Annotated in this window: 12 protein-coding genes and 1 pseudogene; 10 read left to right on the top strand and 3 right to left on the bottom strand. The window is 33.9% G+C overall.

What is annotated here, in order from left to right; genetic code table 11:
• Positions 1-41 precede the first annotated feature (41 nt).
• The 4 genes from Z053_RS0117010 (at position 42) to Z053_RS0116995 (ending at position 4,260) form a co-directional block, all read left to right on the top strand.
• A complete protein-coding gene (locus Z053_RS0117010; protein WP_025666191.1) occupies positions 42-1,334 on the top strand; it encodes an aminopeptidase P family protein in 1,293 nt (430 codons plus the stop codon).
• 154 nt (positions 1,335-1,488) lie between these two features.
• Positions 1,489-1,884: a hypothetical protein gene (locus Z053_RS0117005; protein WP_025666190.1), complete on the top strand. Its 396-nt coding sequence runs from the start codon at positions 1,489-1,491 to the stop codon at positions 1,882-1,884.
• 198 nt (positions 1,885-2,082) lie between these two features.
• Positions 2,083-3,807, top strand: coding sequence for an AraC family transcriptional regulator (locus Z053_RS0117000; protein ID WP_081748285.1), 1,725 nt, complete (start codon positions 2,083-2,085; stop codon positions 3,805-3,807).
• 69 nt (positions 3,808-3,876) lie between these two features.
• Positions 3,877-4,260 carry a VOC family protein gene (locus tag Z053_RS0116995; protein WP_025666188.1) on the top strand — a complete coding sequence of 128 codons (384 nt, stop codon included), beginning with the start codon at positions 3,877-3,879 and terminating at the stop codon, positions 4,258-4,260.
• A gap of 27 nt (positions 4,261-4,287) precedes the next feature.
• Here the strand turns inward: Z053_RS0116995 and Z053_RS0116990 are convergent, their stop codons facing one another.
• Entirely contained in the window at positions 4,288-5,631 is a 1,344-nt protein-coding gene (locus tag Z053_RS0116990) for a cytochrome-c peroxidase (protein WP_025666187.1), read from the bottom strand.
• Between the two features lie 120 nt (positions 5,632-5,751).
• On the bottom strand, positions 5,752-7,023 hold the full coding sequence (gene brnQ, locus Z053_RS0116985) for a branched-chain amino acid transport system II carrier protein (protein WP_025666186.1): 1,272 nt from the start codon (positions 7,021-7,023) through the stop codon (positions 5,752-5,754).
• 219 nt (positions 7,024-7,242) lie between these two features.
• On the opposite strand from brnQ, the gene Z053_RS0116980 reads away from it, so the two are divergent.
• Positions 7,243-8,022 carry an alpha/beta fold hydrolase gene (locus tag Z053_RS0116980; RefSeq protein WP_025666185.1) on the top strand — a complete coding sequence of 260 codons (780 nt, stop codon included), beginning with the start codon at positions 7,243-7,245 and terminating at the stop codon, positions 8,020-8,022.
• A gap of 247 nt (positions 8,023-8,269) precedes the next feature.
• Positions 8,270-8,539 (top strand): hypothetical protein, encoded by a 270-nt coding sequence (locus Z053_RS0116975; protein WP_025666184.1) that lies wholly within the window; start codon positions 8,270-8,272, stop codon positions 8,537-8,539.
• Positions 8,540-8,546: 7 nt separating this feature from the next.
• Here Z053_RS0116975 and thiL read toward each other — a convergent pair whose 3' ends face one another.
• The gene (thiL, locus tag Z053_RS0116970) at positions 8,547-9,593 is read right to left on the bottom strand and encodes a thiamine-phosphate kinase (protein WP_025666183.1); all 1,047 of its coding nucleotides are present in this window, start codon (positions 9,591-9,593) and stop codon (positions 8,547-8,549) included.
• Positions 9,594-9,741: 148 nt separating this feature from the next.
• Between thiL and Z053_RS0116965 the strand changes: the two genes are divergently transcribed.
• From Z053_RS0116965 to Z053_RS0116955, 4 genes and pseudogenes are all read left to right on the top strand, one after another.
• Entirely contained in the window at positions 9,742-10,992 is a 1,251-nt protein-coding gene (locus Z053_RS0116965) for a choice-of-anchor B family protein (RefSeq protein WP_025666182.1), read from the top strand.
• 274 nt (positions 10,993-11,266) lie between these two features.
• Positions 11,267-12,445, top strand: a pseudogene (locus Z053_RS32205) (choice-of-anchor B family protein); the annotation flags it as partial.
• The gene (locus Z053_RS32200) at positions 12,434-13,969 is read left to right on the top strand and encodes a GEVED domain-containing protein (protein WP_241459841.1); all 1,536 of its coding nucleotides are present in this window, start codon (positions 12,434-12,436) and stop codon (positions 13,967-13,969) included. The pseudogene Z053_RS32205 and the gene Z053_RS32200, both read left to right, overlap by 12 nt.
• Positions 13,970-13,991: 22 nt before the next feature.
• A complete protein-coding gene (locus Z053_RS0116955; RefSeq protein WP_025666180.1) occupies positions 13,992-15,356 on the top strand; it encodes a hypothetical protein in 1,365 nt (454 codons plus the stop codon).
• The last annotated feature ends 4 nt before the right edge of the window (positions 15,357-15,360 follow it).

Here is a 15,360-nt window from a genome sequence, read left to right as displayed (position 1 = left end):
AGAGGGCTTATGAGGTTTGTAATTAAACAACATATCATACAATGAAATATCACCAGATCGATAGCAATCTCTTCATCAAAAACCGTAAAAACTTTGCTGCACAAATGAAACCTAGTAGCATTGCTGTATTTAATAGTAATGATATATATCCGATTAGTGCCGATAGTACTATGCCTTTTGAGCAGCATAGAGATATATTTTACCTAAGTGGCGTTGATCAGGAAGAAAGTGTATTGTTGCTTTTTCCCGATGCTCTTAAGGAAAAGCATCGTGAGATTTTATTTCTAAAAGAAACCAATGAGCATATTGCAATTTGGGAAGGTGAAAAACTAACCAAAGAACGAGCTTTTGATGTTTCGGGAATCAGAACCGTATATTGGCTTCAGGATTTAGAGAAGGTTTTCTTTGAAGTCATGACGCAGTGTGAAACTGTATATGTAAACACTAATGAGCACTACAGATCAAGTGTAGAAACAGAAACTCGTGAAGATCGTTTTACCAAATGGTGGAAAGCAAAATATCCTGCACATACCGTAGCAAAAAGCAATCCTATTTTACAACGATTACGAGCAATAAAAGATCCTATCGAAATTGAGCTTATGCAAACAGCTTGTAATATTACCGAAAAAGGATTTCGAAGACTTTTAAGCTTTGTAAAACCTGATGTTTGGGAATATAATATTGAAGCCGAATTGTTACATGAATTTATCAATAACAGATCTAAAGGTTTTGCATATACTCCTATAATCGCAAGTGGAAACAATGCCAATGTGCTTCACTATATAGAAAATAATCAACCCTGTAAAGCAGGTGATTTAATCCTTATGGATGTTGCTGCAGAATATGCAAATTACTCTAGTGATTTGTCTCGTACAATTCCGGTATCAGGAAAATACTCTAAACGTCAGCGAGATGTTTATGACGCTGTACTTCGAGTTAAAAATGAAGCTACCAAAATGTTGATTCCAGGAACTATCTGGGCCGATTATCATGTCGAAGTTGGTAAAATTATGACTTCCGAATTATTAGGATTAGGGCTTATAGATAAGGCCGATGTACAGAAGGAAGATCCAGAATGGCCTGCATACAAAAAATACTTTATGCATGGTACTTCTCATCACATAGGATTAGACACCCATGATTATGGTATCCTTACCGAGCCTATGCAAGCAAATATGGTGTTTACTGTTGAGCCTGGGATTTATATTCCTGATGAAGGTTTTGGAATTCGTATTGAAGATGATGTAGTAATACAGGAAAAAGGAGAACCTTTTAACCTCATGGCTAATATTCCTATTGAAGCTGAAGAAATTGAAGAATTAATGAATAATTAGAATTCGATAAAATCAAATACATACCCCACCCATTCTTATGTGTGGGGTTTTTACTATCTCCTAAACACAACTCAAAACTCGGTGGTAAAGCCGTAAGGTAATCTCTCTTATTTTTTTTAGTTTAGTCGAACACAACTCTAAAACCTGTTCTATCATGAAAAAACTTCTTCTTTGTTTTTTTATCATTACTTTTTGCAATGCTTGCACTAAAAAAAAGAAATCACCATTAGTTGGTAAATGGAAGCTAACACATGTGCTGGTAGATCCAGGAAATGGAAAAGGAGTCTTCCAAAAAGCGAATCAGGAAAAAATTATCGAATTCTTTGATGATGGCACTTTAAAAACAAATGTATCTTACTGCCCATTAGATGATGATAAAACCATCGGAATGTCTGGAACATATGACATGAATCATACTCTACTTATCGTTCCTTGTACATCTTCAGACTCTAAAATAAATTTTGAAATAAATGAGTCCATGTTGATCATCGACTATCCGACCCAGTGTATGGAACCTTGCAAAGAAAAATATACCAAAATTGATGAATAGTCTTCTTTTTTTAAACAACCAAATTAAATTTATAGTTTGCATAAAACCTTATCATCACCGGTAAAAATCTCTCGTCTTATTATATAGAAATGAATGAAGAATTTCTCGTAATTGATAAAAACCGTATTTCTTTTGTTGACTTTAATATCAGTATTTAAATACTTTTAATGCTTAATTTGAAACTCTAAATAGTATGGTATGTATTTAAAACTGCTTAGAAACATCTTCATTCTTTCTGTCTCGTTTATGGGGTATGGCCAATCTCTTCATGTTTCCGATTCCTTGATGCAAAAAACATATAAACAGCTTAGTGAAAACTTTCATGCAAGTTTAGATAGTAGTATACCAGCAGCAAGATTATATGCTCGGGCATATTTCAACAAAGGAAAAAACAGCAAAGACAGTAGTCGTATAGCTTGGTCTTATGTCTATAAAAGTCTATTGTATAATGATTCGAAAAAAAGAAAAATAGAAGCTTTAGACAGTGCTGTTTTTTTCGGGAAAAATATAGTTAAAAAGAACCACCCAGAGGTTTTCTATAACAAAAGAGCAATTGCCTATGGGGAGTTTGGGGATCTTAATCATAGTCTTAAAGACTACTTAACAGCATTAGATCACTCTAGAAAAAACAATAATGTACCGTATATATACCTTCTTAAGCATAATATCGCAAATCTAAAGAGGAAGCTAGGAAAATATGGTGAGGCAAAAAAGCTATACAAAGAATGTATCATTTATGAAAAAAGCATCAAAAACAAAACAAAACGAGATACTATCTCTTATCTACTAACGCTAACAGAACTCGTCTCTGTATATAGATTAAATAATCAAATAGATTCTGCAAAAATTTTAAACAAAGAAGGAGTTAAACTATCTAAAGGTAAGCCTGTTGAATTTCTGTTCGATTTAAATGATGGTATTCTAGATTATTACAACCAGGAATATAGTTTGGCCATAAAGAAAATTAAACCAATATTACCTAAAATTATTAATCCAAAAAGAGGATATGAAAGTACTACAGATTTAATTAATGCATATTTATATATAGGAAATTCTAATAAAAGCTTAGGTAAAACCTCAGAATCTATTTCTTATTTCAAGAAAATAGACTCTATTTCTGAAACTTTAAATTATTTTTTACCCGAAAGTAGAACTGCCTATGTACAACTGGTTGATTATTACAAATCTATTGGTGACCATACCAATCAATTACTGTATATAAATAAATTACTAAGTGCAGATAGTGTTTTAATAAAGGATTATTGGATCATTAATGATAAACTTTTAAGAGAATTTGACACCAGGGAGCTTCTTGAACAAAAACAGAAAATCATAGCTTCATTAGAAAAAGAAAACAATAAGATATCCTCTCAAAATATTATCATATCAATACTTCTGTTATTAAGTCTAATCGGTATTGGTTACTATTATTATCGGCAACAACTTTACAAAAAAAGATTTTTAAAACTCTTACATCAAATCTCTGATCAAAACCAAAAAAAAGATCGATCTACTGATGAGTCTACCTCTTCATCTATTAACAAAGAAACCATAGACAACCTGCTTGATAAGCTTAAGCAATTTGAAGAAAAAAAAGAGTTTTTAAGGCCTCTAACCTCAAAAGATCTTGCCAAAAAGTTTGAATCAAACTCTAGTTATCTCTCTAAAGTGGTGAATACTTTTAAAGAAAAAAGCTTTAGCAATTATATCAACGATTTACGAATCGATTTTGTAATTGATAAATTAAGCGAGGATTCGATATTTAGAAAATATACAGTGCAAGCCATTGCACAAGAAATCGGCTTTAATAATTCTGAAGCATTTTCTAAAGCATTCTATAAAAAGACTGGAATTTATCCTTCTTATTTTATTAAAGAGCTAGAAAAGCAAAAAAATGGTAAAATTAATCCGCCTTCTCGTTGATATTTTTACACATTTATAGAATATTTTCTATACTTCCTTCGTTGAATACAAAAACTCTCTTTTTATATTATGCAACGAATGAAAATCACTGCTGGTCACCAGCAAGCTATGCCATATATAGTAGTCGAAAAGGCTGAAGATTTTATTGATTTCATTCGAAAAATCTTTCAGGCACAGGAAATGATACGAAGCCTCGATGTTGATAATAGAATACAACATTCAGAAATTAGAATCGGCGATGCTACTATTCTTCTTACAGAAGCTTCAAAACATAATCCTGCACATCCCGGTTGTATGTATGTCTATGTAAAAGATACTGATCAAACGTATTATGAAGCAATAGATGCAGGAGCCAAATCCTTGATGGAACCTATGGACGAAGATTATGGCGCCAGAGGAGCTGGTTTTCGAGATCCATTTGGTAACACCTGGTGGATTGCTACATTAAATTAAGTTTGACCAAAAACGATTACGCTATATTTAGTTACATCCTAAATCTTGTTGAGATTGCACATCATTAACCGGAAAGCATAATCCTGATTTCAACGTTTCAGGCACATATCGATTAAGATCAGTATCCCGTAAACTGATTTCAATAAAAGCTGTGAGGTTATCTATTTCCTGATCTGTCAAATCAATTGTCCCAAATTGAGTTGCCAGATTTTCTGCAGTTACCTCGGTAGATTGAGCAACTCCCTTATTTTTATAAACGATAACATCTCTTACCGATGTAAATGTGCCTCCATGACCATAAAAACCATTATCAGTCAGATTATAAAGAGTTGGTGTTTTAAATTTATAATTATCATTTGGATTTTTAGTAAACCCTCCTCTTCCTTTCTTTACATTTTCAAAACCTGCATTATCTAACACTAATGCTTTATCAGAATTATCAAAATCTCCCATCCCAAAAGCATGAAAGCTTTTATCATTTAGTGCTGGTCCAGTATGACATTGGTAACATTTTCCGTTTCCAAAAAATGCAATTGCTCCTTTCTTTTCTACCTCACTCATCGCATCATAATCTCCTTTTAACCATTCTTGCCAAGGCGATTTATTGGCAAGTAATGTTCTTTCATAAGCAGCCATGGCAAGTCCTGCATTCTTGGTAGTATACCGCTCGCTTTCTATAACATCACTAAAAGCATTATCAAACATTTCTTTATATCCTAGTGTATTTACAAAATCCTCATCAATTAGCAATCTATGAACTCCTTGACCTTTTATCGCTTGAACTTCTACACCTTGAAATCCTAGAAAATTCTCTTGAATATTTGCCCAATTACTTTCTGTTCCTGCATTAGTTCCTGTACCTCCAAATTGCCCATTCCATAACATTACATCTTGGTATGCCACGTTTAAAAGAGTAGGAGAGCGAAGTGGCTGGATGTCTACAGAATCCACAGGAACATTAGTGTTTATTACTCTACCATTACCATTGGTTCCAAAACCTATACCACATTCTCCAATACCTTGCCTTAATCCAGAGCTAAACCCCGCAGCAACTTGATGACAAGAGGCACAAGAATATGTAGCTTTCATCTCATCTATTTTGGGGTTTTTGCCAAGAGCTGTTTCATGTAATAATAGCTTTCCTAATTCAACTTTTTCCCTGGTAATTGGATTTAGTGGATCTTGAGGTATTTTAAGGTAATCATCACTTTTCGGTAAGATAAAATAAGCAAGACCTTTATCTTCAGAAATATCGGTTAAAAGAGTTTTTAAATCTTTATCCAAACTTGATGCTATAGGTACATAGTTATCATCATTAGAACAAGAAAATAAAAATAATGTAATAAGTATAAGAGTAGTTATTTTTCCCATAGATTTCCCTTTATATAAATATTAAAATTCGTTGTTTTCTGGCGCGAATGTAACAAAAACTAACACAATACAAAAGGGGAAATTACCCCTAAAAATCTTTAATTTTTATGTTTAGAAAAATCACTCTGTTTTTGAAAAGATATTCATAACAACCAGCGTTACCAATGCTGGCAATAACCAAGCCAAACTATACACTCCTAAAGGGAGGATTTTTAAAATCGGAGCAACATAGTCTTGCATTCCTATAGACCCTAAAAAATCAGGAATACTAAATAAAATAGTTACGATAACTACAGTTCTAAATACTAATGAAGAAGTAAATCTATTAGGCAAAACATTTAACAGAATCAAAACAATAGTCAAAGGGTAAATAAACATAAGTGCTGGTATTGCTACATCAATGATATAATGTACATCAAACTGTCCCATTAATACCCCTAGAATACAAGCTACAATTGCAGTAATAAGGTATGCTTTTTGAGATCCATTACAAATTCCTTTTATAAAATCTGCAGTACCGGTTACAATACCCACAGCTGTAGTAAAACAAGCTAACCCAACCAGAATACTTAAAAAAACTTTACCTATACTGCCTAGTGTTTTTAAACTCATTCCCGATAATAAATCTGTTCGGGAAATAGTTGTGTCAAAATCAGCACCAAATAATGCACCGCTATAAATCATACCTGCATAAATAACAAAAAGACCTATTCCTGCCAAAACACCAGATCCAATAATCAGTTTTCGATTTCTATCAAAATTATTTTCTCCCTTAATTTTTAGAGATACAATAATAACTCCACCTACAACAACAGCTCCTATTGCATCAAATGTTTGATAGCCTTCTAGCAACCCTTTAATAAAAGGAGTTCCAAATTCTGAAGGATTAATCGCAGGAGTTTGCATTGAAAAAATACTAATACATATGATACTAAGTACAACGATAAATATAATAGGAGAAAGAAATTTACCTAATAAGCTAAGAATCTTAGATCGATTAAGTACAAAAAGCAACACTAATGCAAAATAAATAGTACTAGTCAACCAGGCATTTGTGCCAAAAAAAGGTTCAATTGCCATCTCATGGGTTACAGATGCGGTTCTTGGGGAAGGTAATGTGATAGAGATCAAATAAACCAATATACAATAAACAAGACTAAATGTGGGAGATACTTTCTTTGCAAAATCAAGCATAGTTCCTTGTAAGCGGGCGTGCGCAAAAATTCCTAATAAAGGAATAACTACTGCCGAAATAGCAAAACCCATAATAACCAGAAACCACGCATCACCTGCTTTATACCCCAAAAGTGGAGGAAGCATTAGGTTTCCTGCACCAAAAAACATTGAAAATAATGCAAATCCTGCAACAAAAGTTTCTTTATTAAATCTCATTTGGTTAGGTATTTATGTCCCTTTAATAAGCAATAATAATGAAACCATAATAAGCATACAAAATAATCGTAATAGTATTTGTAAATATAAAAGCAATAACGAGTTAAAAATTAATATATAACTGTAGCCAAAAACTTAGTGCATTCATAAAAAAATATTTATTTACATTTTAAAAGAGTATTGTTTCTAGTTTCTTTGCTCTTTAAATTAAAAAGTAAAATGATAATAACGTATAAAGGGATCAAAGTAAATTATAATACTTCGGGAAAAGGTACTCCTGTAGTCTTTTTGCATGGATTTTTAGAAAATTCTACCATGTGGGAAGAAACCATCGATCATATATCAAGTACATATCATTGCGTTTCTATCGATCTTTTAGGTCACGGTCTTACCGAATGTATGGGGTATATACATACTATGGAGGATATGGCACAAGCAGTCAAAGTTGTTTTAGATAACCTAAATATCTCTAAGGCTTCTTTTGTAGGTCATTCTATGGGTGGCTATGTAGCTCTAGCCTGTATAGATCTTTTTCCAAATATAGTTTCGGGATTAGCATTGTTAAATTCTACTTCGTTTCCTGATAGTATAGAGAGAAAACAAAATCGCAGTAGAGCTATTGAGATAGTCAAGAATAATCCCGACGCATATACTAGCATGGCAATTGCAAATCTTTTTGCTGAAGGAAATCGATTGCGATTTGCAGACAGAATAAGTATGATCAAAGATCAAGCCTCAAAGATTTCTTTACAAGGAATTATTTCTGGTTTAGAAGGAATGAAAGTAAGAAAAGATCACACATCTCTTCTATCCAGTTTTAATAAGCCAAAAATCATCTTTGCCGGAACCAAAGATCCTATTTTACTATATGACCAAAGTATTAAAGAATCGAAACAATGTAATATCAATCTTGTTAGTTTTGATGGTGGCCATATGTCATACTTGGAGAATAAAGACGAATATATTGCAGAACTTCACCAGTTTCTAAGCTCTTTTTAACACAAAACTTAGAAGATAATAAACTTATTTTTGATTTCTCCAAAAGGTAGGTGATTTCATATTTTTTTTAGACGAAATACTTCTTTTTGGGTCAAAAAACACTATAAAAGAAGTATTTTATCTAAAAATCAATGATTTATGGCGATTTTTTCTTACAAAAATGCGGATAATAATAAAAAAAATATTATTATTGTATTGATAATGAACCAATAACCCTTTTCCATGAATTTTTAACCCCCTAAGAATAATGAAAAAAACTACCCCAACCTCCGCATTTTCTTTTTCAAAAATTTACTGTTCTCTATTTGGCCATGACTATCTTCTTTCTAAAAATGTTACTCATCACATTAAAGAATATACCTGTTCACACTGTGGTGAACAAGCCACTACTAATAGTAGAGGACGATTAGAAGCAATGACGCCTAAGTTAAAAGAAATTAATAATGCTTTGGCCTCTGTACACGCTAAGAAACAGGCAAGAACTAATCGTGATACTCCATTTCAGGCAGCTTCGTAATTATTAATTATTCCTCAATCGGATTCCAACCCTGGGCTTGTATTGCTATCTTTTCGTTTGCTCTGGTCACTAATCCAATTCCACTTTTCTCATCTGTTATATGACCTATAACTGTAAGACTGGGATTTGCTTTTATTTTAGGATAATCTTCTTGTTTTATGGTAAATAATAATTCATAATCCTCACCGCCATTTAGTGCTACTGTTGTACTATTCATTTTAAATTCTTCGCATGTAGATATAACTGTAGGATCTAATGGAATTTTTTCCTCATATAAATTTACGCCAACTTTAGATTGAGAACAAAGATGTATTACTTCTGAAGACAATCCATCACTTATATCAATCATACTTGTTGGTTTTACATCTAATGCTTTAAGAAGTTCTGATATGTCTTTTCGTGCTTCTGGTTTAAGTTGCCTCTCAATGATATAAGTATATTGATCCAAGTCTGGTTGCGAATTAGGATTAACCTCATAAACTTGTTTCTCTCGCTCTAATACCTGAAGTCCCAAATATGCTGCTCCCAAATCACCGGTCACAACCAAAAGGTCATTTTCCTTAGCTCCACTACGATATACCAAATCTTCTTCATTTGCGTATCCAACAGCTGTAATACTAATAAGTAGTCCTGTTGTTGAAGAAGTCGTATCTCCTCCTACTACATCCACATTATAAATCTTTGCTGCAGTTTCAATCCCTGCATATAATTCTTCTAATGCTTCCAAAGGAAATCTGTTTGATACCGCAATAGAAACCGTGATTTGTGATGCTGTTGCATTCATAGCATAGACATCAGAAAGGTTTACTATTACAGCTTTATACCCTAAATGCTTTAATGGCACATATGACAAATCAAAATGTACTCCTTCTACCAATAAATCTGTTGTTAATACGCACTTTTTATTTTCAAAATCCAAAACTGCTGCATCGTCCCCAATTCCAAGAGAAGTTGTTTTTTGGTTGATATCAAAATTCTTGGTCAAATGGTTAATAAGTCCAAATTCTCCTAATTCAGATAGTTGTGTTCTTGGTGTATTCTTGTCTTCAATCATTTTGCAAAGGTAGGTAACAAAGTGATTTCAATTCATAAAAAACTTCTGATTTTTCAGCCTTCTAAACCTAATGTAGAAGTCTTATGGCTTTGGGATATTAAAACAATACTCAAAAAAGTTTAGTACATTTATTAAAATTGAAAACAATATGAAAAGGTATTTTATGTGCAATTTGTTATTATTTACAACTCTTATAGGTTGTAGTGGTGACGATAATGGTAATGACGTTTTTAATAATCCTTCTGTTGCTACAAATGATGTTAAATCTGGCCCCTGTGAAAATGGCCTTGCCGGCGGGTTTTATCCTTGTAGCGGATATGATCTGATCACTAGAATATCACTCACAGAAATGTCTGCAGGTGCAGGTAATGATAGTTGGGGATGGACAGACTCACAAAGCGGTAAAGAATATGCTTTGATAGGACTAGACAACGGTACAGCTTTCATAGATATTTCTACACCTAATAGTCCAATCTATTTAGGCAAACTACCAACCGCAACTGTAAATAGTCCTTGGAGAGATGTAAAAGTGTATCAAAATCACGCTTTTATTGTAAGTGAAGCTACTAATCATGGAATGCAGGTTTTCGATCTTACAAGGCTGCGAAATGTAACAAATCCTCCTCAAACTTTTAATGCAGATGTACATTTTACTGATTTTGGAAGTGCACATAATATTGTTATTAACGAAGACTCTGGATTTGCATATGCAGTAGGAACAAGTAGATCCGGAACGTATCGAGGAGGTCCTGTATTCATTAATATACAAGATCCTAAAAATCCAATTGCCGCAGGAGGGTTTCTTTCTACAGGAGACAGGGCCTATAGTCATGATGCGCAAGCAATTAATTATCAAGGACCCGACACCGATTATACAGGTAAAGAAATATTAATTGGTAGTAATGAGATAGAAGTTGTAATCGCAGATATTACAGATAAAAACAATCCTATTACTATATCTACTATTAAATATACAGATGTGGGGTATACTCATCAAGGATGGTTTACAGAAGATATGAGATATTTTATATTAGGAGACGAAACCGACGAACAAGGAGTTGGGTTTAATACCAGAACTATAATTTTTGATTTTGAAGATCTTGATAATCCTAAGTTTCATATGAATTATACTGGTCCTACTACAGCTATAGATCATAATGGATATGTAAAAGGAAATCTATTTTATCTGGCAAATTATAGAGCTGGAGTTAGAATACTTGATATTTCTGATATCGGAAATAAAAATATGACAGAAATAGGCTTTTTTGATACTTTCCCATCAAGTGATAGTGCAAGCTTTAATGGTGTATGGAATGTATACCCTTATTTTGAAAGTGGAAATATTGTAATTAGTGATATCCAAGGAGGGTTTTTGTTGATTCGAAAAAGTACTCCATAAATATATTAAAATATGATCCCAGTCGAGATCTTTAAATAATCTTTCTGGATTTTGCTTAAAATTGAAAAATGCATGTCACTTTAATACAATTTCTCATTTTTTAACTCATAATTATGTGAAAAAATGTTAAAAACAGTTAAAAGAATGCAAACTGTATATAAAATTCACAAATACCTACACATAAAATCGATAAATTAGTTAATTATTTAAAAACTAAACTATTAGCATATGACATAAACTTCAGTTTCTAATTAACTCTTAAACCACAAACTCAATGAAAAATCTAACTACTCTTCTACTGATATTATCAGTAGTATTCTCTTATGGTCAGACCCCTTGTCAAAACGGGCTGGCAGGTTCTTACCCTTGTAACGATTACGATTTAATGTCTCACATCACACTATCTCAAATGAGTGCCGGAGCCGGTAATGATAGCTGGGGATGGACAGATCCACAAAATGGTAATGAATATGCAATTATTGGTTTAAATAACGGAACCGCATTTATTGATATTTCGAATCCAACTAATCCCGTTTATCTTGGTAAATTACCAACAGCTACCTCTAACAGTGATTGGAGAGATGTAAAAGTGTATAAAAATCATGCTTTTATAGTAAGTGAAGCTGCTAATCATGGAATGCAGGTTTTTGATCTTACAAGATTACGTAACGTAGCAAATCCTCCTCAAAATTTTACCGCAGATAAAAGGTATACAGAATTCGGTAATGCTCACAACATTGTAATCAATGAAGATTCTGGGTATGCTTATGTTGTAGGTGCTCAAAGAAGTTCTGGCCCTTATAAAGGAGGCCCTCTTTTTATTAACATCCAAGATCCAAAAAACCCGACCAATGCCGGAGGGTTTCTATCTGGTGGACAACGCGCATACACACATGATGCGCAGGTAGTAACCTATAATGGTCCTGATAGTAATTATTCGGGTAAAGAAATACTAATCGGTAGTAACGAGATAGAAGTTGTGATTGCAGACATTACAGATAAAGCAAACCCTGTTACTATTTCAACCATTAAATACTCTGATGTTGGATACACACATCAAGGTTGGTTTACAGAAGACATGAGATATTTTATATTAGGTGACGAAACCGATGAGCAAGGAGTTGGATTTAATACCAGAACCATAATCTTTGATTTTCTGGATCTAGACAACCCAAAAGAACATATGACTTATACAGGTCCTACAGCAGCAATTGACCATAATGGCTATGTAAAAGGAAATAAGTTTTATCTAGCCAATTATCGTGCAGGTATTAGAGTTATTGATATTTCTGATATAGGAAATAAGAATATGACCGAAATAGGATCTTTTGATACCTATACCTCTAGTAATGGAGCTGCCTTTAATGGAGTATGGAACGTATATCCATATTTTAATAGCGGAAACATTGTTCTAAGTGATATCGAAGGAGGTTTTTTTTTAATACGAAAAAGTGCACCTGCGGTATGCCAGGCAACTGTTCCTACCGGTGTTGGATCTTCTAATATAAATGCAACTTCTGCTACTATTAATTGGACAAGTGTTGCCAATGCTACTTATGATTTAAGATATCGTCAGACCGGGACTTCTTCCTGGACAACTACAGCTGTAAATGGAACGTCTAATACTATAACTGGCTTGTCTGCCACCACATCTTACGAAGCACAAGTAAGAAGTAAATGTCAGGACGGGACTTCATCTAACTACAGCAGTTCTGTTAATTTCACAACTACAGATGTGCAAGTGAATTATTGTAATTCTAATGGAAATAGTGTTTCTGATGAATACATTAGTAATGTATCTATCGGAAGTATAAATAATACGTCTGGTGCATCTAGTGGTGGTTATGCAGACCACACCTCTATATCCACTAATCTTGCAAAAGGCACATCACATACGATTACGATCACTCCAACATGGTCGGGTACAGTATACAGTGAAGGGTATAGTGTATGGATCGACTTTAATCAAGATGGTGATTTTGCAGATTCTGGAGAACAAGTATGGTCACAGAATGCAACGAGAACTACCCCGGTTAGCGGAACGTTTTCAATCCCATCTAGTGTTTCTGCAGTATCAACCAGAATGCGTGTCTCTATGAAATATAATGGTGTTCCTACATCTTGTGAATCGTTCCAATATGGTGAGGTTGAAGATTACACAGTTACTATTACCGAAGGTAGTGGTGATGTATGTGCTGGTGGAGTATCATCATTTCCATATAATGAAAGTTTTGAAAATACTTTAGGCTTGTGGACACAATCATCATCAGATGATATCAATTGGACCGTAGATGCTAATGGAACTCCATCAAGAAATACAGGACCATCAAGCGCAAATCAAGGAACATATTATGTCTATGTAGAGGCTTCGGGAAATGGAACAGGATTTCCTAATAAGCGAGCAATACTAACATCTCCTTGTTTTGACCTAAGTGGTACTGCTTCTCCTGCATTTACATTTACATACCATATGTTTGGTGCATCTGATATGGGAAGTATAGCGGTTGAGGCATCAACAAATGATGGTGCTTCATGGACAAGTATTTGGAGTAAAACAGGCAATCAAGGAAATTCCTGGAACACCATTAATCTAGATCTTTCTCAATATATTGGTGAGGCTCTAAGACTAAGATTTAACAGAGTCACAGGATCTACCTGGCAAGCCGATATCGCCATTGATAATATTGCTCTTACAACAAGTGTTGCTACTAATTCATCTTTGATTTCAACAGAAGACATCTCTTTTTCGATCTTTCCAAATCCAGTTCAAGGGTCAATCATGAATGTATTTATGGGCGATAAAAATGCTGCTAATGAGACTTCAAATTTTGAAATCAAAAATTTTATAGGGCAATTAGTAGGCAAAGGAACCGTTAAAAATACTATTGATGTTTCTAATTTGAAAACAGGAGTTTATTTTTTACAAGTTACCACCAAAAACCAAGGTACTACTACCAAGCGTTTTGTGAAAAAATAATGTCTATAAAATATACTAACAAATGAACCGCTCTAAATTCTTATTCAATATACTTATCATCTGTATTACAACATTAACTTTGATTGCTTGTGGTAGCGATGATGAAGATAATGTGACACCCGTTCCTCCTTTAGAAGGATTTTTAGGTGAAATAGACTGGGTAAAAACGTTTGGAGGAAGTAATGAAGATAATGCCCTATCAGTAGTCGAAACTACTGATGGGGGTTATGCAATAGCCGGATATACCCAAAGCATTGACGGAGATATTACCGATAAAACCGCTCCTGATAGTGACTATTGGTTACTTAAAATAACCAAAGAAGGAGAAATTTCATGGAGTAAAACTTATGGAGGTTCTGGAGATGAAAGAGGAGAAAAAATCATTCAAACTACAGATGGTGGATATGCATTGGTAGGATATAGCAGAAGTGCAGATGAAGATGTAAGTACAAATGCCGGATTACAAGATTATTGGATTGTAAAAACAGATGCCTCTGGAGGTATTCAATGGGAAAAAAGTTTTGGGTTTCCCGGAATAGACAGAGCCTTTTCTGTTGTACAAACTCGTGATGGCGGGTATTTCATTACAGGTTTTCTAGATGTAACCGCTAGTGGTGGAGAAGGCAATGACAACAAAAGTGGTTTTTCAAAACATGGAGTTGGAGAATTCTGGGGTATCAAACTTAATTCTGCTGGAGAAAAAGAGTGGCGGCGTTTTTTTGGCGGCACCAATAATGATCGTAGTTACGATGTGGTACAAACTCAAGACGACGGCTTTATAATGATTGGTTCATCAGAAAGTGTTGATTTTGACATTACTAATAGTAAAGGAAGTTATGATTTTTGGGCTGTAAAAATTAATAAAGAAGGTACCAAGTTATGGCAAAAATCATTTGGCGGATCAGAAATTGATGTAGGATATGCCATTGCAGCTACTGGTGATGGAAAATTTCTTATTGTAGGAGATTCCAGAAGTGCAGATGGCGATATTTCTAGTGCCAACGGAAATGCCGATCTTTGGTTGATACAAATTGATGGTAATGGTAATCTACTTTGGGAAAAATCATTGGGCGGTACAGCCTTTGATACCGGTAGAGCTATTGCCAAAATGCAAAACGGTGGTTTTGTTATTACAGGTAACTCTAGAAGCAATGATATTGATGTTGCACAAAATAAAGGACAAAGTGATGTCTGGAGCATGATCATAACTACTAATGGAGAAGTTCAATGGAAACTAACTAGTGGTGGTAGCCAAGCAGAATTTGGAGAAGGCTGCATAGAAACAAGCGACAAAAAAGTAATTGTTGTAGGCAACTCTGAAAGTAACGACTTTGATATCCCCGCCAATAAGGGATCTAAAGACGTACTAATAATTAAATATAAATAAACAC

The organism is Aquimarina megaterium XH134 (assembly GCF_000520975.1).
GTDB classification, from domain to species: Bacteria; Bacteroidota; Bacteroidia; order Flavobacteriales; family Flavobacteriaceae; genus Aquimarina; species Aquimarina megaterium.
The sequence above is the reverse complement of the archived record's forward strand: the minus strand, read 5'-3'. Positions and strand labels throughout refer to the sequence as shown.